Source organism: Streptomyces sp. NPDC046349 (assembly GCF_055587885.1).
In genome coordinates, this window is the sequence record NZ_JBVJFK010000013.1 from 54,259 (window position 1) to 76,333 (window position 22,075).

At 69.4% G+C, this 22,075-nt stretch carries 16 protein-coding genes and 1 pseudogene; 3 read left to right on the forward strand and 14 right to left on the reverse strand.

Going from position 1 to position 22,075, the window contains the following annotated elements:
• Positions 1–61: 61 nt before the first annotated feature.
• Positions 62–340: a 3'-5' exonuclease gene (locus ACZ6JS_RS28110; RefSeq protein ID WP_469302232.1), complete on the forward strand. Its 279-nt coding sequence runs from the start codon at positions 62–64 to the stop codon at positions 338–340.
• 256 nt (positions 341–596) lie between these two features.
• On the opposite strand, the gene ACZ6JS_RS28115 is transcribed toward ACZ6JS_RS28110, so the two are convergent.
• The 14 genes from ACZ6JS_RS28115 to ACZ6JS_RS28180 all read right to left on the reverse strand — a co-directional run bounded on the left by ACZ6JS_RS28115 (position 597) and on the right by ACZ6JS_RS28180 (position 18,251).
• Positions 597–986 (reverse strand): DUF4913 domain-containing protein, encoded by a 390-nt coding sequence (locus tag ACZ6JS_RS28115; RefSeq protein ID WP_356811673.1) that lies wholly within the window; start codon positions 984–986, stop codon positions 597–599.
• Positions 986–1,975 (reverse strand): hypothetical protein, encoded by a 990-nt coding sequence (locus ACZ6JS_RS28120; protein WP_469302003.1) that lies wholly within the window; start codon positions 1,973–1,975, stop codon positions 986–988. The genes ACZ6JS_RS28115 and ACZ6JS_RS28120 overlap by 1 nt, the downstream gene beginning before the upstream one ends.
• The gene (locus tag ACZ6JS_RS28125) at positions 1,972–2,604 is read right to left on the reverse strand and encodes a hypothetical protein (protein ID WP_356811671.1); all 633 of its coding nucleotides are present in this window, start codon (positions 2,602–2,604) and stop codon (positions 1,972–1,974) included. Before ACZ6JS_RS28125 ends, ACZ6JS_RS28120 begins: the two co-directional genes overlap by 4 nt.
• A gap of 56 nt (positions 2,605–2,660) precedes the next feature.
• Positions 2,661–4,394, reverse strand: coding sequence for a type IV secretory system conjugative DNA transfer family protein (locus ACZ6JS_RS28130; RefSeq protein ID WP_469302005.1), 1,734 nt, complete (start codon positions 4,392–4,394; stop codon positions 2,661–2,663).
• A 2-nt stretch (positions 4,395–4,396) separates the two neighbouring features.
• Positions 4,397–5,230 carry a hypothetical protein gene (locus ACZ6JS_RS28135; RefSeq protein WP_469302007.1) on the reverse strand — a complete coding sequence of 278 codons (834 nt, stop codon included), beginning with the start codon at positions 5,228–5,230 and terminating at the stop codon, positions 4,397–4,399.
• Between the two features lie 4 nt (positions 5,231–5,234).
• On the reverse strand, positions 5,235–6,404 hold the full coding sequence (locus tag ACZ6JS_RS28140; protein WP_469302008.1) for a C40 family peptidase: 1,170 nt from the start codon (positions 6,402–6,404) through the stop codon (positions 5,235–5,237).
• A complete protein-coding gene (locus ACZ6JS_RS28145) occupies positions 6,404–7,183 on the reverse strand; it encodes a YqhG/Tai3 family protein (protein ID WP_469302010.1) in 780 nt (259 codons plus the stop codon). Before ACZ6JS_RS28145 ends, ACZ6JS_RS28140 begins: the two co-directional genes overlap by 1 nt.
• Complete coding sequence (locus ACZ6JS_RS28150; RefSeq protein ID WP_469302011.1) at positions 7,180–9,138, reverse strand: hypothetical protein; 1,959 nt, start codon at positions 9,136–9,138, stop codon at positions 7,180–7,182. The genes ACZ6JS_RS28145 and ACZ6JS_RS28150 overlap by 4 nt, the downstream gene beginning before the upstream one ends.
• 33 nt (positions 9,139–9,171) lie before the next feature.
• Entirely contained in the window at positions 9,172–9,735 is a 564-nt protein-coding gene (locus tag ACZ6JS_RS28155; RefSeq protein WP_469302012.1) for a hypothetical protein, read from the reverse strand.
• Entirely contained in the window at positions 9,732–12,284 is a 2,553-nt protein-coding gene (locus tag ACZ6JS_RS28160) for an ATP-binding protein (protein ID WP_469302014.1), read from the reverse strand. Before ACZ6JS_RS28160 ends, ACZ6JS_RS28155 begins: the two co-directional genes overlap by 4 nt.
• Positions 12,281–12,850: a hypothetical protein gene (locus ACZ6JS_RS28165; RefSeq protein WP_356811663.1), complete on the reverse strand. Its 570-nt coding sequence runs from the start codon at positions 12,848–12,850 to the stop codon at positions 12,281–12,283. Before ACZ6JS_RS28165 ends, ACZ6JS_RS28160 begins: the two co-directional genes overlap by 4 nt.
• Complete coding sequence (locus ACZ6JS_RS28170) at positions 12,850–13,104, reverse strand: TcpD family membrane protein (RefSeq protein ID WP_030650654.1); 255 nt, start codon at positions 13,102–13,104, stop codon at positions 12,850–12,852. The genes ACZ6JS_RS28165 and ACZ6JS_RS28170 overlap by 1 nt, the downstream gene beginning before the upstream one ends.
• An 85-nt stretch (positions 13,105–13,189) precedes the next feature.
• Complete coding sequence (locus ACZ6JS_RS28175) at positions 13,190–14,302, reverse strand: conjugal transfer protein (RefSeq protein WP_469302233.1); 1,113 nt, start codon at positions 14,300–14,302, stop codon at positions 13,190–13,192.
• 1,540 nt (positions 14,303–15,842) lie between these two features.
• Positions 15,843–18,251, reverse strand: a complete 2,409-nt coding sequence (locus ACZ6JS_RS28180) for a CHAT domain-containing protein (protein WP_469302015.1) — start codon at positions 18,249–18,251, stop codon at positions 15,843–15,845.
• A 590-nt stretch (positions 18,252–18,841) separates the two neighbouring features.
• Here ACZ6JS_RS28180 and ACZ6JS_RS28185 point away from each other — a divergent pair.
• On the forward strand, positions 18,842–19,603 hold the full coding sequence (locus tag ACZ6JS_RS28185) for a DUF6338 family protein (protein ID WP_469302016.1): 762 nt from the start codon (positions 18,842–18,844) through the stop codon (positions 19,601–19,603).
• 448 nt (positions 19,604–20,051) lie between these two features.
• Positions 20,052–21,943, forward strand: a pseudogene (locus tag ACZ6JS_RS28190) (DNA/RNA helicase domain-containing protein).
• Positions 21,944–22,075 lie beyond the last annotated feature (132 nt).

Here is a 22,075-nt window from a genome sequence, read left to right on the forward strand (position 1 = left end):
CGTCCGATACCTACAACTGGGCAAGGAGATTGCGCACGCCCTGGAACAAGCAGGTCTGCCCGTGCGTCTCCTCGGCACGGCTCAGGCGTCCGGCGACGGCGTCTCCATCGGAACCATGCACCGCATGAAGGGTCTGGAGTTCCGTTTCGTCGCTGTCGTAGGCGTGAGCGACAGTGTCGTCCCTCTGCCCTCGGCCCTGACGCCCGCAGAAGTGGACGTCCAGCAGCACCGGGAGGACCTGCTGGGAGAGTTGAGCCTGCTCTTCGTCGCCTGCACACGCGCACGTGAGGTCCTGCGGGTCTCCTGGCACGGCGCACCGAGCCCGTTCCTCGGACGGTGACGCGGAGTCTGCGTGGGGCGGCACTCACCGACCGGTGCAGATCGGCGCCCGTCGGCAGGGGCTCCGGCGGGCTCCAGGACCCCGGCCGACGCGTACACGCTCTGCGAGGACCTCCAGGGCCTGGACGACCAGGGCGACGCCCCTCAGGCCCAACAGCTGCACCGACGAGGTGGCTCGCCGGGGGTGGTGTGCTGGTCGTCCTTCGAGGCGCCGCGCGGCGGACCGGCCCGCCTTGGAGTGTGGGCCGGGGCGGCCGTCAGGCCTGGTCGCCGCCCGGTTCGTACGGGTCGACCGGCAGCGGATCGAAGGGGTGGGCCGTGTGCCCGCCCCTGGGAGAGCAGGCGCCGAACGGCCCGGTGTCCGGATCCGTCAGTACCCGCAGGTGCGGGTCCGCGTGGTGCAGCCACCAGGTCGACATCCCCAGCATGGGATCGAGGCGCAGCTGCTCCCAGGCCAGCCACAGCGCCGCCAGCCTGGCGCCCGCCTCCGGGTGCTCCCACCAGCGGGGGCACCAGGTCGCGGACGTGCCGTTCAGGCGCCGTCGGATCGTCGGCGCCAAATACTCCGAGACGAACGCGAAGACGTCGGCGAAGTGGAACTCCGCACCCTGCGCGGGCACTTCCCTTGCCCCGGTACCGGTGGGCATCAGCGCTCGACCTCGGCGGTGCGCGCGAGTTCCGGTACGGGGTTGACCACCCCGTGGCCCAAGTGCTGTGCGGGCCGTTGCGAGGGGACCCTGTCGGGTATGTCCACCGCCACCATGAAGCCGTGCGCGCGGTCCGGACCGCGCGGCTCGTTCAGCTCCGGGTAGCTGTCTGCCGACATCAGCCGTGAGATCGCGGCCTGGTGCCCCGCCCGCAGGTTCTCCGGGACGGAGACGGCGGCGAGCTTCTTCGCGAACTCCTTCGGTGTCGTCTTCGTCGGGTCGAAGTCCTCCATGCGTATCTGGCAGCGCACGGGGTCGTCCGCGATCAACTCGTCGATCTCGGGCGGCAGGTGTTCGTGGCGCGGCGAGGGCAGCGCGAATTCCACGCCGTCCTTGCCCACCCGCTCGTGCGCGAGCAGCTGTGGGAGTTCGTCCTTGCCCAGGACGGACTCCTCTCCGATGTCCGCGGCGAAGACGACGACGGGCCCCTTGGCGGCCTCCGCGTAGCGGCGGGAGACCGTGCTCCAGACTTCCGGCGCGAGGTCGGCGGCCTCCTTCGACGGCACGTCGAAGTCGCGTGTGAGCATCCGCCGGACCTCAGGCTGCCAAAGGTGGTAGGAGTCGAGTCGGCGGCCCGCCGGACTGTCCTCCAGGACCTGGTAGCCCCGGCTCTCGCCACAGGCCTGCGCCACGTACCTGTGCTCCACCACTTCGGTGGAGCCTTCCGGCTGGGACTTGTAAGACCAGAACGCCCGGACGTCGCCGCGATCCTCGTTGGTCACCGACGCGTTCGCGGCGACGCTCCTGATGAAGGACTGGACGTCCGGATGGCCCTCGCCCTTCTCGTTCGCCTCGCGCCAGTCCCGGAGAATCCGGTCTCGGACCTCGGACACCTGACGGCCCGTACGGGGGACGTTGGCCTCGTACTCGTTCTGGCGCTCCACGGCCGACGCGAGCTCTTCGCGCTGGGGAGGTACGGCCTTCGTCACCGGCGGGCCCGCAGGAACTCAGACGGTGCGTGGACGTCGACCGAGATGGTCGATCCCCCTGGCATGTCGGCGGTCCAGACCTGGAAGGACACGGACTGGCTCAGCACGACGTACGGCTCACCGCGCGTCGCGCCTGCCGGCTTCCAGTAGGCGAACCGGTAGGGCCGACGGCTCTCCAGCCGGAACTCCCGATCCGGCCAGTACCCGGGCTCCGGCGGCTCCGGGAAGTCCTCGGCGTCCCAGGTGCCGGTCCAGGTGGGCGTGCCCAGAACCGCCTCGGCCGCCTGCAGGTACACAGGCCAGGTCTCGGCGGCGGTGGACAGCACCTCACCGTTCTCGGCGGCGGCGGCAGCCCTGACCTGCCAGGCGTCGTGGTCGAGGCTCCTGACCGGGCTCCAATGCCCACCCAGGACGTCGGAGAACGTCCAGCTGCCACCGCTGCGCGTCGTCACGTTCAGCTGCCGGTCGAAGGTCTCCGGCACCCAGCCGTACCGCTCGCACCACTCGCGGAACTCCGGGGAACCGCCCTGCGGCGGCCCGTCCCACACCGAGACCCAGTCGACCCCCCGCCAGTTCTCCAGCTCCGCGGTCAGGTCCGAGGCGCTGCGGCCCGTCGTCTCTGTCAACATCCTTGCTCTCCTTGCTCGGTCGGTGCGTTTCGAAGGTATCCCCGTGGAACGGGTGATCAGGTGCGGGCGCCCGGGTCGTGCCGTGTCAGTGAGGCCTTGACCGCGCCGGCGTGCGGTCCCTGCCACCAGGGCAGCGTCTCCACCAGGACCGGCTTGGTTCCGGAGGCCAGGACGAGCGCCCGGCCCGGGGGCATCGCGCCCAGGTCGGAGACCTTCAGGACGCGGTCGCGGCGGTGGGACTCGTTCACGGTGCGGTTGCCCGACCAGCCGACGGACCCCGCCTCACGGGTCGCGGTGAACTCGCGGACGTCGTACTCCCCCGCCAGCTCGGAGAGGTCTCCGAGGAAGCGGGTGTCGGAGACGCCGCCGCCGTAGACGCGTACGTTCGCGGCGGACCACAGCTTCTCCATGCCCCGCTCACCCCACACCTCCACGCCCTGCGCCCAGGACTGGAGGATCGTCATCAGGATGATGCCGCGCGAGCCGTAGTGCGAGTACAGGTCGGGCAGGGCGCGCCAGCGGCAGACGTTCGCCGCCTCGTCCAGCACGGCCAGCAGCGGCTTCGACAGTCGGCCGCCGCGCTGGGAGACGGCGTACTCCTCCGCGGCCTCGACGACGGCCACGGTCAGGGCGGTCACCAACGGGCCCGCCGAGTCACCGCCCTCCCGCGAGAGCGAATAGAGGGTGCCCTCGCCGCGGACGAAATCGGCGGGGTCCAGTTCCGGGCGGTCGTCGTCCTCCGCCACCGGCGTCACCCACCTGTTGACCTCGGGGTCGACCAGGCAGGAGGCCATCTGCTGGGCGACACCGTAGATGCCGCCGCGCTGCTTGTCCGGCGCGGTGATCACTCCGAACAGGGCGTCCGCCGGCATGTGGTGCCCCGCGCCGCGCAGGATGCGCTCCGGGCTGTCGTCCTTCGGGTTGGCGAGCCAGCGGTAGACCTGATTGATTGGTGCCTTGGCGGTCGCGGCGGCGAGCAGGAGGTGGGCGAGCAGGTCCCGGCCGGCGGGGTCGAAGTACGCGTCGGTGGAGGCGTCGGCGTCGCGGGAGCCCGAGGCGAAGTGCTCGGCCAGCTTGCGGGCCCGCGCCACGTCCGTCACGTAGGAGAGGGGGTTCCACCACCAGGTGGGCGCCTCCTGTGCCACCTGCTGCGGGTCGAAGACCCAGACGGTGCCCCGCGCGCCGCGCGGTCCGCGGGTGGCGTCGACGATGTCCCGCTTGTTGGAGGTGACGAGCACCGCGCCGGGGGCGTCGAGGATCGCGGGGATGGCGCGCCGGGTGGTCTTACCGGTGCGCGGTCCCCAGATGTCGACGTGCATGTCCTCGAAGGAGCCGTACAGGGGCTGCCGTCCGCGCACCGAACGGCCGATGAGGACACCGGGCACACGGCTTCGCACACCGAGGCGCGCGGCGGTCGCGGCGGCGCCCTTGGCGCTGAGGCGGCCGAGTTCCTCACCCTGCGCGAGGTGCTGGGCGGCGTCGTCGACGTCGGGCGTGCGGCGTCGGCGCAGGCGGATCCGGTACACGGCGACCGCCGCCGCCGCGAGCACCAGCAGCTCGCCCGCCGCGTAGGCGTTCGCAGTGCCGCCGGGCCAGGTGTACGCGCCCGTGGCCAGCCCCACGGTGAAGGAGACCAGGCTGCCGGGGTCCGGGCCGTCGTCGGCGGAGGCACCGAGGCCGGCGGCGATCCAGGCCCCGCATGCGACGACCAGGAGCGCGGCGGCGATCAGCGCGGCCTCCTTGGCCCATGCGTCGCCGGGGCGGGGCTCCTTCTGCGGTTCGGTGGTCATCGTCATGTTCTCCCTTCCGGGGAGGCGGGGTCTTCCGGGAGGGTGAGCCGACGTGTGGCCTCCTCCACCCGGCGGGCGACGTCCTGGGCGCGGCCGGGCCACCCGAGTTCCCCGAGCATGTCGGTCAGCGGTCCGCTCAGTTCCAAGGCTTGTCGCGGGTCCGTCGCGGCCAACGAGCGCCACGCGGCATGAGCGTTGCGCGCCACCTGCGCGGTCTCGCTCCTCGGCTCCGCTCCGGCCCGGCGGCGGCGCAGAGCGGTCCGGACGAGCAGCCGCACGGTGGCGGACAAGTCGTCGCGTCGGCCCAGTACGAGCCAGGCCCGCGCGCTCAGGACCTGCACGGTGTAGGGGTGCAGGGGCCCGTACTCGGCCTCCAGTGCGGCCTCGGTCCGCTCCGCCTGGGCGATCGCGGTGGCGGTGTCCCCCGCCCCGTGCGCCGTCAGGAGCCGCGCCCAGGACTCCTGGTGGGCGGCCGGCAGCGGCGCTCCCCACGTCACGGCCGGTTCGGGCCGGGCAGGCACGGCTGACGGGCCGGAGCCCTCGGCGGGCCGGGCCGGCGCGGGCACGACGGGGTGCGGCACGGACAGCGTCGTCACGTGGCCGTCGGGGTCGACGACGAGGGGCCAGGCCGAGCCGTCCGGCTCCTTGGCCGTGACCCGGACGGGCCGGCCCCGTAGCGCTGCGCGGACACGGATCTCCGCGAGCGCGGCCAGCCGGGCGGCCGGGAGGTCGCCGGAGGCGACGCCGACCGGCTCCCCGTCGATGCTGACTCCGGAGCCGGTGAGGGTGATGGTGTAGAGCGGGGTGGCCGGCACCTGGCCGGCGTCGGTGGTCACTGCGTCATCCGCCCTTGGGGAAGTAGGGGGGCGCCCATCCGAGGTAGGTGGCGCCCCACTTCGACTCGATCTCCGTCGCCGGGACGACGTCGATGTACCCGGGCCTGCGGATGTCGTTGCTCGCGATCTGGCCGTCCCCGAGGTAGACGGCGACGTGGCCGGCCCGCTGACCGGTGTCCCAGTACATCAGCGCCCCCGGGGGCGGGGTCCTGTCCTTGTCGTGCTTCATGCTGGTGGGCATTTCCCGGTAGTGGTCGATGGCGTAGGGGACACCGGAGAAGGACCATCCGTACGTGACGGCCGTGAAGGCGAGGCACATCTGGTACCACTTCTTGGGACCGCTGCGCGCCTCTTCGCGGGCCGCCGCGATGGCCTCCTTCGTGCTCCGCGGATTCTTGACCTCGGGCGGCCAGCCTGCGGCGCCGTCGTGGAAGGGCTGGCCCGGTTCACCGGGCTTGCCCCCGTCGTCCCCACAGCCCTTGTCCCGGGGCTTCTCCGACTCGCCCCCATCCGGAGGGCTTCCGTCCGTGCCGCGCCGGTTCAGGTCGATCTTGGCCTCGCCCGCGAGCTTGCGGGCGTAGTCCTCGTGCTGGTCGTAGAGGTCGGGGTATGCGCTGCGCTGGACCGCCTGGGCGGCGGCGCCGTACTTCATGGACTCCCAGCCGCGGATGTCGGTGAGCCCCGGCGGGTCGCCGTCGTCCCCGCCCCAGAAGAACATCTTGGCGGCGTACTTGGGCCGCATGATCTGTTCCTTGGTGCCCCAGCCCGCGACGGGGCGCTGCTGGAACAGGCCGACCGAGTCGCGGTCGCCGTAGTCCAGGTTGAGGAGCGTGCTCTCCTGCAGCGCCGTCATCAGGGCGATCAGGGTGGCCCGTCCGGACAGTCCGCCCTCCTTGGCGACGGTATCGATGATCTCCGCGTTCGCGAGCTGTGCCTTGCGCATGCCCTCGCCGGGCCGCTGCGCCCCGCCGCCGCCCTCTGAGTCCCCCGGGTCCACTCCTGGACGGCCCCGGCCGCCGCAGCCGACGGCCGAGGCGTCGCCGCCCATGGCGGCGACCAGCCCGAGCAACAGCAGGCAGAAGACCATGACGACGGACAGCAGGGCCGCCGCCTTGAGCTTGAAGACGATCCCCTTGGCATCGAGCAGGAGACCCGCCGCATCACGGGCCCGCACTAGACGCCCAGGATTCGCGTGATGTGCCACTTCCCGCCGGAGGTCATCAACTCCAGTTGCAGGACGGTGGTCTCGCTGTAGTCGGTGTAGCCGTCGACGGCCACGACGGTGGTCGCCTGGCGCCAGACCCGCAGCGGGGTGTCCCCGGGCAGATCCTTGCCCGCGGGGGTCACCGCGACGGAGCTCACCGTGGAGATGCCGCCCTGGCTGACGAGCTTGTCCCAGGCCGGGTCGGTGTGTTCGGAGAGGTTCGCGGCCAGGGCCGGCGCCAGGAAGGGGCGCACCCGCTCCACCACCGTCCTGTGCGTCTGGTCCTGAGGGGGGTTGCGGGTGAGGTAGACGCGCGCGAACTGCTCGGCGACCCGGTCGGGGTTGTCCAGGCCGGCCGGCGACGGCAGCGCCGCGGGCGTCGCCGAGGGCGCGCCGGGAGAGGCGGAGGCCGCCGGGACCTCCGCCGCACCGTCCCCGCGCGCCGGTGCCGCGGGGGCCGGGCCGGCTGTGGCGGCGGGCTGCTTCTCGCCGAGCAGGCCCGGCCACACCCAACGGGTGCCCACTCCGAGCGCCAGCAGCACGACGACGATGATCGCGGCGCCGGTGGGGCGGATCGGGTCGCTGCGGCGCTGTTCGCGCACCCACTCGTGGGACCGGCGCCGCATCTGCTGGTGGTGCACCGCCTTCGCACGGCGACGCGCCCGGCGGCTGTCCGCCTTCCGGACCTCCTCCGGGTGACGGATGTCGGCCAGGATCTCGCGCCACTCCTGTGGCGTTCGGTGACTCATGCTTGCCTGACCGGGGGGCGGAAGGAATGGGGCGAGGTGCTCGCGGACCTGCGCGGGGGCCGGTTGGGCGTACTGCGGATGACGGTCGCCGAGATGAGGCGGGGCTCGCCCGGCGACTGCGGTACCGGGGCCTGGCGGAAGGCGAAGTTCGGCCGGCTGCCGGACTCCGGGCGCATGGTCGGCGAAGCCGGGCTGCCGGAAGGCACGTTCGCGCTGCCGGGGCCTCGGTCGCCTGGAGCGGTGGCCACGCTCGAGGGGCCCGGGGGCAGGGCCGGACGCGACTGCGGGGCCTGTACGGCGGGCGTCGGGCGCGGTCCCGGCCCGGAGATCGCTGCGGCGCCGGTCTTCGTGCCACCGGTCGTCCCTGCGGCGGATCCGCCGACGGCTTCGGCGGACCTTCCCGGCGGGAGTGCGATCTTGGGGCGGTGGCCGGCCGGCAGGGGCGCCGGGGCGGGCGGACGCGCCGGGGGAACGCGGGTGACCGTGACGTCGCCGCCGTCACCCGAACCGCCGGAACCCGTGGGAAGCCTCGGGCGGTTCCTCCCCCCGCCTCCGCCGCCACCGCCGCTCCGGCCCGGCAGGGTCTCCACGGGACGGTGGTTGTAGCCGGAACCGGCGCCCTTCCCGCCGCCCTTGCCGACGGCGCTGAGGGCGCGGGAGGCGAGCATGCCGGCGATCGATCCGCCCGTCGTGCCGCGCACGCCGAAGATCTGGGCGAGCACGGACCGGAACTGGAAGGCCACGACGGACAGGGCGATGGACAGGCCCATGGTGGGCAGCCATCCGTACTTCCCGAACATCTGCATCGTCGCGGTCTGCGCCGAGAGCACGGCGCCGAGCACCAGCGTCGCGATGAAGCTCTCCAGGGTCCGCGCGAGGAGCTGGTCGAACCAGGCGAGCCCCCACTGCCGCGGCCGTCCGGGAATGACCCAGAGGCAGGCGAAGAAGACGCCGGTCAGGAGGAGCAGCAGCGAGCCGAGGAAGGCCGCCAGGGATGTGAACGCGAGAACCAGGAGCAGGATCGCGAACATCAGGGCCACGATGATCGAGGGAATCAGCACCATGAGGCGGCCGACCGGGGTGTCTCCCTTCACCCAGTCGACGGAGGCATCGCCGACATTGCTCCCCTTCAGGTTCTTGTCGATGTACTTCTCGCGGGTGTCGGCATTCGATCCCTGGTCGAGGACCTGTCTTCCGTACTTCTCGCAGACCTCCAAACTCCCGAATTCGGCGATGCACCACGGGGTGGCCACAAACCCGCGCCAGATGGAGTCCTGGGACTTCCGCAGCAGGGTGTCACGGCCGTTGTTCGTGAACTTCGGCTGGTTCTTGAGCGCGAACGGGTAGTCGCTGGAGCCGTTGCCCAGGCCTTCCGCGGTGGCGGACATGGTGACGCTGGCACCGACCTGCCGTGCCGAATCGATCCCGCTCACCCAGGACTGGGGGCTCGTCAGGAGGGATACGGACACCACGCCCGAGATCAGGACCCAGGCGATTTGTGACAGCCCGCCTCCGCCTCCGCCCTTGCGGTGCTGCACGAAGGCGATGAAGCCACCGACGACGAGGCAACTCGGGAGGATAAACTCCATCAGGCTCTGGGACGCACCGCCGATCATGCCCGAGATGGAGTTCTCCATCTCGGGGATCGACGTGAAGCGGAACACCCAGCCCACGATCACTGTCATGGCGAGGCCGATGATGACCAGAACTCCCATGAGGATCGAGCAGATGAGGTACGCGGTTCCGTCGACCATCTCGAAATCCCAGAGATCGGCATCGAGGAACCAGCGCCCGGGGTCGTACAGCTCGTACATCGTTTCCCCGCCGTCGGGGACGTTCGCGTCACTCGGCGACCAGAAGAGGTCGCCGATCCCGACCGGGTCGATGGTCTCGGCATGTGCCTGACCAGCGAAAACCATCACGGAGGTGGCGGCGAAGAGCGCGGGAATGGCCATGCTTCTCAGCCGCGGCGCGCGTATGGGCATCCGCTACTTCCCTCCTGCGGTGAGCAGGGCGCGGACCAGCGACGGCATGTCGGGCTCGGCCGCCATGTCCTTCGGGCGCACCCGCTCGCGCTGGTCGACGTGCCAGGAACCGCCCTGCTCGACCAGACGCAGTGCCACCCGGTCGGTCTCGGTGGGTTTGCCGGGCCACGTGTAGGTGTAGGTGACCAGGACGCCGTACCCGGCGGGATGCTTCCCCACGGCGGCGAGTTCGACGGCGTCCGAGGCTTTGAACTCCCCGGGCTCCGCACGGTCCGGTCCACTGCCGGCGGACGGGGTTGGCGTGTCGCCCTCCGAGTTGGTGGCGACGCAGTTCTCGACCGTTCCTGACAGGTATCCCTGGGACTCGAGCGGGCAGGCCGTCTTCCAGTCGCCGTGTTCGGCCGCGTCCATGTAGCTGCGGGCCACCGCCATCGCGGCCGCTTTCGGGTCCTTCGGCGCGGGGAGGCCCCCCGCGTCGCCACCGTCCTCCCCGGACGAGGAACAGCCGGCCGCCAGTAGCGAGGCGGCCAGGGTCAGGGCGGCGACGTGGGTCGTGCGACGGGTCATGCGGGCACCTTTTCGGAGTCGTCGGAGTCCGCGGCCTGGCGAGCGGCCTTGGGCGAGGTGTCGAGGAGTTCGAGGAGTTCGAGGCTGGGGACGTCCCACTGGACGGTGGCGCAGTTGAAGCGGCGGTCGCGAATGATGCAGTGGCCGTGGCGGATCTCGCCGTCGGGCAGCAGCCCGACGGAACGGATGAGGGCGCGGGTGTGGTCGTCCTTGGGCAGGCCCAGGAGTTCCGCGAGACCGTCCTGCTGCCCCTTGGTGGTGAGCTGGAACCCGGCGACGGTGGTGAGCTGTTCGGTGATGCCGACGAGTTCGACGAGGCTTTCCGGATCCTGGGTGTCCAGGAGCAGGGAGGTTCCCAGGGCGCGGCCGACCCGGGCGATGTACTGGAGGAAGTTGGCGCCCTCGCGGGTCGCGGTCAGGACGTGGACCTCGGGGACGCAGACGCTCTTGCGCAGGTGGCGCAGGTCGCGGCGGCCCGCGGTGGTGATGCCGTAGGCGAGCATGCTGTGCATCAGGGCCACCGACAGCCGCTGCGTCGGGGTCCACTCGTGACGGCCCGCCTCGACTCCGGGCAGGCTCAGGCCCGGCATCTGCACCACCCAGATGCCCGGTCCCGGGCTGATGAGGGGCGCGTCCCCGGTCGGGCGCCCCATGAAGGGGGCGCCCAGGGAGGACTGGGCCAGCTCGTACAGGGCCTCTCCGGTCTCACGGGCGAGCGGGTCCTCCATCATGCGGAGGTACTCGATCACCTTCCACGTCGCCGGCTCCCCCGCCTTGACCACGGAGTTGACGGCGTGGGTGATGGGAGTTTCGGCGCCGCGCTGGCGCAGGTGCTCGGGGGCGGCGATGCTCAGCTGAGCGGGGACCTCACCGCGGGCGGCGTCGATGCCGTCGGCGGCCAGCAGGGTGAACAGGTCGCAGGAGCCCGCGAAGCGCGGACCGGTCTCCACCAGATGGGCGTTCAGCCCGTAGCGGCGGGCCGCGTTGACCACTCCGCCGAGGTCCCCCTTGAAGTCCAGGGCGATCTCGTGCGCGCCGCGGAACGCCGCGTCCAGCATCGACAGCATCATCGCCATGGTCTTGCCGCGCCCCGAACGGCCCACGTAGGCCGTGGTCGTGGCGTCACCGCGGTCCGAACCCGAGGTCACGTCGTTGCGGAAGACCCCCGGCGTGGAGCCCGTCAGGTAGCCGACGATCGGCCCCGTGTCGTCACCGACCTGGGCCCCGCCCCACCACCACGATCCCGCCAGCGCGGTCACGTCCCGTACGTGCCCCAGGTCGGGCACGCGCAGCTGGTCGCCGGGCTGGGTCTCGATGAACAGCTCCCTCTGCTCCTCCTCGCCGACGACCACCTCGATGCCGATGCCGCCGTAGTGGGTGATGACGGCGTCCACCCGGTCGCGCAGGTCACCGAGCGAAATCGTGCTGGTGACGACGAGCCGCGGGTGGTCCTCGACCAGGGTGAGGTCCTCACGCCGCATGTCACGCGTGAGGCCGGCCATCACCTGCTCGGTCTCCTCGATCTCGCGCCCCGGGTCCTCCGCGGACTGACGGGCCGCCGAACGCCTCTGCTCCTTGGCCAGCCGCCGCGCCTCGTCGACCAGCTTGAGCGCGTCCCTCTTCGGCTGGACGCGGAAACGGACGCTCGCCTCCGGGGAGACCGGCAGGATCAGCGCGGTGGGGTCGGTGCCCGGGTCGAGGTCGTCCTCGTCCACGTCCGGCACGTAGTTGATCTCGGAGAGGACCCGCAGCCACTCGCCGTTGCCGGGGCTCTGCATCTCCTCCGGGAAGCCCGTCATGGTCAGCACGGCCGTCCAGGCGCACACTTCGCCGTCCGCGTCCACCACCCGCAGGTGGTCGGGATGGGGCAGGATCCGGCCCCGTGTGAGCGCGGCCAGCTTGGCACCCGCGATCACACCCGCGTTGGCCGCCGGCAGCGGCGCCGCACGATGCTGCTCCCGGGAGATCATCCACGCCAGCGTCTCGACCGCGGCGGGTCGTGCCTTCCACGGGCTGGCCTCCAGCCTGCGGCCGAGGCGGCGCATCTGCGCGTCGAGCTTGCTGAGTTCGCGCGTCGAGACCGTCGTCGAGGTGAGGCCGAGCCCCTCCTGCACCCCTCGCTTGCCTGCCGTACGGACCGTGCCCGCGCGCTCGGTCATGCGTACGCCGAGCAGCAGGTGCCGGGTGGGCAGGCCGATCTGTTCGAGCCGGCGCACGCGCAGATCGGCCCACTCCTGCCATGCGCCGTGGCTGAACGTTCCGGCGGCCTCGGCGACGTAGTCCTCGGCGTGCAGGGGCGACCACAGCACGCGCAGGTGGCAGTCGAACCCGGCGAGCGTACGGGCGAGGGCCGCCGAGGCGGCGTCGAGCTCGGTGTCGCGCGCGCCCTCGCTCATGAGGTCGGTGTTCGAGGAGGCGAGGGTGAACCAGGCCTCCGTGTGGCTGTCCGTGATGATCAGGCCGTCGGCGAGGGCGACGTACCGCGGGGCGTCCGCGGACCGGTCGCCCCCGATCCCGAGGAACGTGCCCACTCTCTGCAAGATCTTCAAGACGCTTTCCCCTCCTGGTGCTGAAGTGCTTTACGGCCGTGGGCGCGGGCCACGGCGTCAGGGCCGTAGAGACGGGGCCGCGCGGCGAGGCGGATCGGCGCCCCGGTACCGGCCGGCACCGCCTCCTCGGCCCCGAGCCACCGCTCCAACAGCCCCCCGAGAGGGCTTTCGAGGAAGATCTCGGTCCTCCCGGACCAGCGGGCGCGACGGCTGATCCACTCGCCGCGGGTGGCGGCTCGGCGGCCGCCGGAGATGATCGGCCGGTGGCCGAGCACCAGGTAGCGGGCCCCGATGGACCAACGGGTCACGTTCCACCGCCGGTCCACGGCCCGGCTCTTCTGCGTGCCGTAGACCACGGTGAGGAGCGGGGGCAGGAAGTAGAACGTGAACGTGACCTTGGACGGGAAGCCGAACAGCAGCAGGAGCGGCCCGGCCCACACGAGGTACAGCACCAGTCCCATGACGAGCGCGCGGCGGGGCACGCCTTCGCCGAGGTCCATGCCGAGGAGTTCGTGCTGTTTGGTCTCCAGGTTGAGGTGACTGGTGTAGGTGTGACCGACTCTCATCAGGCCCCCGCGACCTTCTTCCAGACATCGCCGAGGAGCGTCTTGACGCCGTCCGGGAACCACACGATTCCGGCGACGAACACGGCCGCGACGAAAAGCGTCAGCATCTCGCCCCACTCCTTCTTCAGGAAGTGGCCCAGGGCCCTGACCCCCAGGAAGGCGGCGAAGAGGTTGCCGACCACGGCGAGGATCCAACCCTTGAGGTCGGCGCCCGTGGTGAGCGCGAGCGTCTCGGTGGCGGTTTGGTGCAGCACAGGATTCCCCCGTTGTCGTGTTGACTGTCTTGCTGGTGCGACTCCGTGACGACGGCTCATCCGGGTGAGCGGCGGCAGCGGAGGTTCAGAGAGCGCCGCCGCGGATGTCCGCGACCTGCCAGCGCTGGGCGTCCGAGCTGGACACCCGGGTGAGCTTCACGCGGTAGGCGACCTCGACGGTGGTGCCGCCCATGGCCCAAGCGACCCGGGCGGATCCCCAGCGGTCGCCCGCGCCGGCGGCGTCGACGGACCAGGCGAGGAGTCCCTTGAACTCGATGCCCTGCGGCAGGGCCGGCAGTCGCGCGCCGGGGGCCGAGACGCTCTCCGTGTCGCCGCCCGCGTAGGCGGCGAAGAACTTCTCGATGGTGCTCTTCGTCTGGCCGGTGAGCTCGGCGTCCGTCTGGGCGGCCGGCGTGTCGGGCAGCTGGGGGCCCGTGGCCGGCACGCCCACCAGGGCGGGACGTCCGGTGACGGAGAACCGCCCACCGGCCTGGAACACCGGGACGTCGAGCCCCACCCAGCGGGCACCCGACTCCGCCCGGGGTGTGGTTCCCCCCTGACCGGCGGAGGCGGAGGGGCTGGCGGAGGGTTCGGCCGGTCCCGCGGCGCGGATCAGGACGTCGACGCGCACGAGCGCACGACCGGCCTCGGCCGGGGTGACCGTGCCGGGCTGGACGGCCAGCACCTCCTGGCGGCCCTTGCCGTCCCAGCCCATGGTGCTGTCCGCCCCGGCCGGCAGTGCGGAAGCGAGGAGCGCGGCGCGCTCCTCCTTCCTGGACTCGTCCCAACCGAGGTAGGCGCGGGCGAAGCGGGCCGCCGCCGCCTGGGCTTCGGCGGCCGGGTACGCCGGCGCCGCCTGGGCCGGAGCGGTGGCGGTGGCCGGGGCCTTGGGCGGAACCACCCACGCACGGACGCCGGTGACGGCCGCGAGGGCCACTACGGCCCACAGCAGGCCGCGACCGAGCCTGCGGGCGAACACCACACCCGAGCTTTCGTCCTGGGGCACCCACGGAGTGGCGGGCGCCACGGCCTGACGGGTCGTCTCGTCAGGCACTGCGGTGGGACGTTCACGCGCCGCCAGCTCGGCGCCCGCCGCCTCCCACGGATTCACCGCCCGAGCGCCCGGCTTCTCCTCCTGGCGGGACAGCCCCGCCGTGAGTCCTCGCTTGCTCTGGTCCACCGGTTCCGGAAGGCCCATCACCTTCCGGGCAATTCTGGCAAACGAGCCCATTCCCCCACGCCTTTCCCGCTGTACCGACGCACGCCCCTCACGCCGACACGCGCGCCCCCCCCGATGCCATGTGTTGGCACATGCAGCAGCGGCAAACCATAAAAGACATGTGATCATCAGTCAAAAAATTTCAACTGGCGCTAAGTCGACAAGAACACCTCGGGCCAGAGGCCCAGAACCGTCTCACATATCGATCGGTCGACGGACTCTGCGCACACCCACGACCCGCGACGCCGGGCGCGCTCGAGTTCCGCCCGCAGGACGACTGTCGGATCCGGGGCCGCTTCGCCCACCCCCCTGCCGACCAACGGGGTGATGTCAAGCCCTATATCGGCAGGTGAGAGACTTACGGGGGCTCACCGCACCCCGCAATGCCGCTGCGGCAGCACGACCCTGGGACGCGCCCACCCGATCCGGCCAAGAAATCCGGGACGCCCACAAGTGGAGCCTGCTCAGCGCACCCACGGGAATGCGGTGACCTGATTTCGCCGATGCCCCTCGGGCGACCGGGCATCCTTCGCACCCTGACCGCATGCCGAGCGGCAGTGCCGGAAACCCCGCCCAGCAGAAACGCCCCAATCCCCCCGCATTCGCTTCAGCGAATATTCCGGAGGTGGGTGCAAAGGCGCGCTCGGACCCTACGGGCGCGGCCCGGTTCTCGCCGCATACACGCGGAGTGCGGTTCCTCCGGTTGCGCGGCCCGTCTGTGGCCTCGCCCACAGTGCCACCGGGCGGCCGAGGCCCGTCGTCGGGACGGCGGCAGGGTCGGCCCGGCTACCGACGGCCGTCCACGCGCACGGCACGGAGGCCGTCCCGGCCGCCGGGGTCGACAGCGTTGAGCGCTGTCCGGACGGGCCGGAACGGGTCTGCGCACGGGAGCGTGGCCCGAACGGCGACAGCTCCTCCTGTGACGGAGCGACGGCAATGACCCCGGACGAGGGTCAACCGGGGTCAAGGCACGGAACGATCTGGCGGAACGACAGCCGACCCGACACTTCGGCCACCCGAACCGCAGGTGAGGATCCCTACTTCGCGATGGGCTCCAGGATCGCGACGCACTCGACATGATGGGTCATCGGAATAAGGTGCAACGAAAACAGGTCAGAGAAAACTGCAGGTCAACGCCCTGCGTGACGCAAATCGGACAGCCTGCCGGTGTGCGTTAGGTGCGGAGTGGGCGGTATGGGCAGCAACTGACGCTGCCTGCCGCCCCTTGGCCGGGAGAAAAGGACCCCCACACCAACCGGGAAGAGGATCACGCACGGGTAGGGCACCCAGGCCTGATCTGCACAACGTGGGCTCCGCGACCGTCAGCGCCGGCCTGCTGGAGGCGGCGCTCCTGCCGCCAGGGAAGAGGCTCAACAACAACGGCGCGCGCCTCTTCAGCCCGGCGACCTGGCCATCCTCATCACCTACACCTCGCTCTCCGACGACGAGGCTCGCGAACTCACCAACAGCCTGCACACTGAGTGGACGTGCGTCGAATGACAGATGACCACAGATGCGCTCAAACAGCACCAGTGATCTTGAAACCGGCCCAGAAGAGCGGGTTCTCGGCTGCCTGCCGGTCGAGGTCGATGCGCCAGCGGGAATGCAGGCTGCTGAGAAGTGACTCCGCGATAGCCACAGGTTCCTGCCGCGGGAGCGTACGCCACTCGTGCCCACGGAGGTAACGGACCGTGTCACGGAACGCTGTGCCAGGGTCCGCGCCGGCGCTGATAAGTGCGTGCAGAATGGCGGAGAAGACGATACTCAGGAGATCGGTGATCTCCCACAGCGTGGCAATGACCGCGCTTGCTCCTCGCGCGAGAAACGCCGCCTCAAGCGTACGCAAGGTCTGTACGGCCCGCGCAATGCTTTCGTGAGCCCCAGTCCTGCAGGCGTTTAGGACGACCAGGTCGACACACGAGAAATCGCCCTCGGCGAGGATCATGCTCGTGGTAAGGGTGGCCTCCCCCAGCGACCTCCCCTGCAACGCCAGTCCGGCGGCCCATCGGTCGGTATGCGTCAAGCCATGGGATGCCACGTGGATGATGCGAGCCCCGGACATAGACCGCAGCGCCTGAGTCGGATGCGCTTCTTCCTCTGCGAGAACTTTCGCGCCATCGTAAAGAGAGGAGAGCAGCTGAGCTTCGAAAATCGGTCCGCCGATAGGGTCGATGCCCTCGATGCAAGCCCCACTGTGTGCCACCACCAACACCTCGGCTGCCGCTCCGTGTCGCCTAGTAGGCCCTTCAAGGGCCGACGCGAGACGCGCAGTGGGGGCATATGAGATTTGATCGAAGACATCATTGAGGGTCGCCGTGTGCTCAATGTCCAGCGGGGCCGCATGAAGAGGCAGCAGTTCCATCGGTGAGGTGGGGCTGAGAATCAACCGGTTGAGCCCCTGCCGGGTAGCCAACTCGACGAGAGAATGAGCCATCCCCGCGCATGCACCGAGAAGTTGATCCAGGTATTCCCCCCACTGCCCCGCTTCCGAGTGGTGCCCCCATTCGCCTACTGCTTCACTCAGAGCATCGAGCAGGACCTCCTCGCACGAGATGAGCTCGAAGCGTGGCCCGTCCGGACTATCCCAGCGCGCCGCGAGCTGGAGCCTTCCGAAACGGTTGATCAGGTGTACGAATACCGTTCCAGCGTCGAACCGGTGTAAGTCCCGACTGTGCTGCGCCCCCTCCTGCCCGTGTGGCCAGTTCGAAGTCGCACGGAGGAGCTCGAGGGCGCGCCCTCGCGCCTCGACGGCTTCCCGGACATCCGCTTCGGCCTCGGAGACGTCCTCTCCGTCGAGGAGGAGTGCCGAGCGCCGAGCTCGCGCGCGAGCCAGACTTCGGGTGGCTCCCACGAAGTCCTGGTGCTCGACCGCTCCGGGAATCAGCGCAATTTCGTCAAGAATTTCCTCAGCCTTGGCATTCTCGCAGCTCCGGAAAGCGATCTCCGCCGATTGACCGAGACCCTCGAGGGCAATGCGCTGCACTATTTCCCCAGTCTCATCACCGACGAGACGTCGAAGTGCCTCTACTCCTTTGCACCTCAACCTGGCACATAGCTCCTCTGGAATCGGGAGAAAAATGCTACCGATGGATGTCAGTTCACCATCACCCACGAGGCGAACGACGGCGAGACGGATATATCCGACGGACGCAAGGTGAAGCAGTTCCCAGGAATGTTCAATCCAGGACAAGGAGTACGTGTATGGGGCCCGGATCGCGGGACCTTGATCACCGGGAGGGGAAGGGAATTGCAGCCACAGCCTCACGCCGTCAGCCGTTTCCTCCATCCCAACCCTGCACTCCGCACCCTGCTCCCTGAGCTCGTGCACGGCACGGAGGTGCGCATCGCTCTCAACCGTAGCCAGCCAAACGGGGTGGGGTCCTACGCGTACGTGAAAGAATCGCGTCCCGCAGGTGACGATCTCCTCCACCATCCACTCTGGCACGGAACCCATCAGTTCATCAGGGGCCGAGTCCCACAACAGGTCGTCATCCGCCAATAGTCGGGGCTGGTGAATCTTCTGCCCCTCCAGAAGGCAACGCTCACCGTACAATTCGTCTCCTGCCGGAGCTTCCATCAATGCCAACTCGTATGCCGTCAGACCAAATATAAAGTCTCGCATCTGAGCATCCCAAGCATTGAGATCATGAAGGAGTCCCTCTTTCACCTCGGGCGGAACATTGCGCCCGTAGCGATGCACAGCATGCTCAAGATCGTTTCGGTGACACCAACGCCGAACAGCTGCCGCGAGGTCGGGCCTGTCGGCCAACCCTGGGCGCTCACCGAGGATCTCTTCGCCCAAGCTGGTCTTAACGGCACCCTTCGAGACAAAGTACTGCATAAGACTCATTGCCACGCCTGTCGCCGATGCGAACAGGAGGTCCTCGGGGAGGCACGAGAAGGGGTCGGATCGATTTTTGATCGCCATGTCGAGTAGGTCATCGGGCACCCGCCACAAGGTCGTTAATTCTTGGCGGACCGTCTCCGGAGGCCGACGCAGCAGCTGACGCCCCGTCCACAACTCGACCAGAAGTACACCAAGTCCCCGCACGTCCCACCAGCGCTCCCATGGCGCCCCGTTCCGGCGGACTGTGCGCAACACGGGCAGGACCAGATCCCTGGCCACCGCCTGGACAGGTGTATCGGAAACGACGAAGCCCGCGGATCGAAGGTGCCGGCCGATGGTCTGGGGGGAACTTCCCCTGATGTCCTCGGTAGCAATGCTCCCCAGCATTGTTGCGAGCGTGAGTTGATCGCTCGCGACCCAGGGAGCCAGCATCTCCATCCGGCACGTTCGGGGGTTGATGCCATGACAGACCCGGGCTGCAAGACTGTCCGTCCACGTGCCGCGTATCCGGTTCAGGTCATTTCGCATCAGCGTCTCCGTCCCTCCCACATGGGCAGGCGTGTGTCACAGCAAGGCCGCGCATCACCCTCAACTCCAGGAGACACTAAGGGACATCAGGTCTCTTAGTGCCGAGACTCTTCGCATGCCCTGTCCGGGGAGGACTCACGTCGATGCCACAAGTACCCACAACCGTCGTCCAGGTCGCAGTCATTCTTCTCCTGGTGCTCCCTGGCGTCGTCTACCAGTTCGTCCATGAACGTGCCCACGGCTTGGTTCCCGGCCACAGGGATCTCGGCGAGCGTGTACTCCGCGCAGTGACGGCTGGCATCGTGCTCGACACGTCATATGTCCTCCTCGTCGGCCCCTGGCTCATACGACTCCTGCGTGATCAGCGTCGCGGTTGGCTGAGCGGAGCGGCCGACCATCCGCGCACCGCGGCGCTGGCCGCGATGCTCCTCCTCATCGCGCTGCCAGCTGGTGCCGCTTGGCTCGTCTCCCGGCTGCGCCTGCGAGGAAACCGTTCATCCTACGAGCGGACCCCCACAGCTTGGGACAGTGCCTTCCGCCAACGAGGCCACTGCCTGGTCCGTGCACGGCTGAAGAGTGGCGCTTGGGTGGGCGGCTGGTACGGCGAGGGGTCTTATGCCTCGAGTTACCCGGAGGCGGCCGATCTGTATCTGCAGAGAGCGTGGGCCGTGTCACGGACGGGATGGCTCGAACGCCCCCTGGAACACTCCGGCGGGATCTACATTCGCATGGATGACGTGGAGTTCCTCGACTTCGTCGAGGTTCCTCCCCCAGCTGACGACGGAGACACAACCGGTGAACGACGCCCGACCGCAATTCGACCCCAACGGGAAGAGGGGCTACAAGCCCGTAGGCCAGAGGCCCGAGCCGACGCAGGCTCCCCCCGCGCCCCCTCCGATACCTGAACCTGAGACGGACACCTCAGACAGCACTTGACCCATCGCACCCAATCAAGCATTTCTCCGAGGCGGTCCGGCGGGCGGAGGTTGGGGCGGGCTCAGGGGGATGCACAGCCCGCGTTCAACGGCGCGAGGAGCAAGAAGGAGCTTGTGGGGGCCTGTGCCAAATACCTCGCCGCCCTCCGCCGCCACGCACAGACCCTGTCGACTGGACCTGAAAGGGACGGAGCCGCGGCTTGGATCACCTGGGCCGCCGATGCGGCATGCGCCGGAAAAGCGGCATCAGTCCTCACACATGGAAGTGCTGCCCAGCTCTGGGGACATGATCCACGTCCTGTTCTAGGATTGCGATGACCATCTCAGCGGCCCGCCGGGCTTCCGCTCCACTTCCGTGGAACTGAAGGACATGCCCCCCACCCGCACGAGCTACTTCGTGCTGCCTGGGGGCATTTTCTTGCTGTTCCGTGAGTCCGCGGCGTCGTTGGCCACCCGCACCCATCTTGAAGGACGGCTGGCACAGCTCCTGAGCGAGAACTTCCTGCACAAGCACCGCCACAGGCCCCACCCATCCGAGGTGCGCTCCTGGGAACGCAGCATCCCGGCGCTCACCAACGCGCTGGTCGAAGCAGGGCTCGGCGACGTGGAAATGCTGCTGGAGTACGGCCTGCCCCTGACCAGTATGCGCGCGGACGTCATACTGGCCGGCGTGCATCCGGCCACCGGTGGACCGTCGTACGTGGTGGTTGAGCTCAAGCAGTGGAGCAACGCCTACCCGGAGGACGGCGACCCGCTGCGGTACCGCATCGACGCGTACCCAGGACCCGTCCTCAACCCGATCGAACAAGTCCGTGGCTACTGCGACTACCTGGTGTCGCTCAACGGGGCATTTGAACAGGCACCGGAGTCGATCGCAGGGGTCGCGTACCTCCACAACGCGACCGAGTTCGGGGTGGCGGGTCTGCGAGGCGTCACAGAAGACCGTCGAGGCCGGATGTTCACCGGTGAGCAACGCGGCGCCTTCCTCGACTATCTGCGCTCGATGCTGGCGCCCAAGCCCGGCGCCGAGGCGGCTGACGCCCTGGTCCAGGGCAAGGTAAAGCCGTCCAAGCAACTGATGGCGGTCGCCGCCGAAGAAGTTCGCAACCGAGAGCAGTTCGTGCTGCTGGGTGAGCAGCGACTCGCCTACGAGACGGTGATGTCCGCGGTCCGCAAAGCTCGGAGGTCCAACCACAAGCAGGTGGTCGTGGTGGCTGGCGGTCCGGGCTCCGGCAAGAGCGTGATCGCCCTGTCGCTGCTGGGCGATCTCTACCGGCGCGGGGTGCCCGCCTTGCACGCCACCGGATCACAGTCGTTCACCAAGACCATGCGCAGGGTCGCGGGAGAGCCCGCAAGCCTGAGGTCCAGAAGCTCTTCCGCTATTTCAACAGCTTCATGGAAGCCGAGCCCAACGACCTGGACGTGCTCGTCTGTGACGAGGCACACCGCCTCCGTAAGACTTCGGCCAACCGCTACACCAGGGCCGCCCTGCGCACCGGCCGCGCGCAGGTGGCGGAACTGATCGACGCCGCCCGGGTCCCCGTGTTCCTCCTGGACCAACACCAGGTGGTACGTCCGGGCGAGATGGGGACGGTGGAAGAGATCAGGGAGGCAGCCGCCAAGCAGGGGCTGGAATGCACAGTGGTCGAGCTGGACAGCCAGTTCCGCTGCGGCGGCAGCGACGCCTATCTCCGCTGGGTGGTTGACCTACTGGGCCTCGAGGGGAACGCACCCACCGCGTGGGATCCGGACGGCAAGGTGTGCCTGCTGACGGCTGACACTCCGCAGGAGTTGGAGGATTTCCTTTCCACGCAGCGGACTCAAGGCTACGAGGCCCGTATGTCTGCGGGCTACTGCTGGAAGTGGACGACCAAAATCACTCCGAGCATGACCTCGCTGCCGGAGGACGTCACTGTCGGCGACTGGGCGAAACCTTGGAACCTGTACGGGGACCGCTCCCTGCTCGGCGCTCCTCCGGCGCCGCTCTGGGCCACCGACCCCGCGGGCTTCGGACAGGTCGGCTGCGTCTACACAGCGCAGGGCTTCGAGTACGACTGGTCCGGTGTGATCATGGGCTCGGACCTCGTCTGGCGGACCGACCGCTGGGTGGTGGACCGTACGGCGTCCAAGGACCCATCCTTCACCAAGGCCACCCCCGATGAGGATGTCGATCGACTCGTTCGCAACACCTACAAGGTGCTGCTGACCCGGGGCATGATCGGAACGATCATCTACTCGACCGACCCAGAGACCCGCGAGAAGCTCCGGTCGCTGGTCACCGACACCGCAGAGGTGCGGCCCTCAGGGTGAGCCTGGAAGAACGCGCACAGGCCGGCCGTACGGGCCATGCCCTGACGAGGCGCACGCGCCGAGCTACGCCTCGGACCCTGCTCACCAGGTTGGTCACCGGTCCTGATGTCTCCTCTCTTGGCTCGCCTTCCT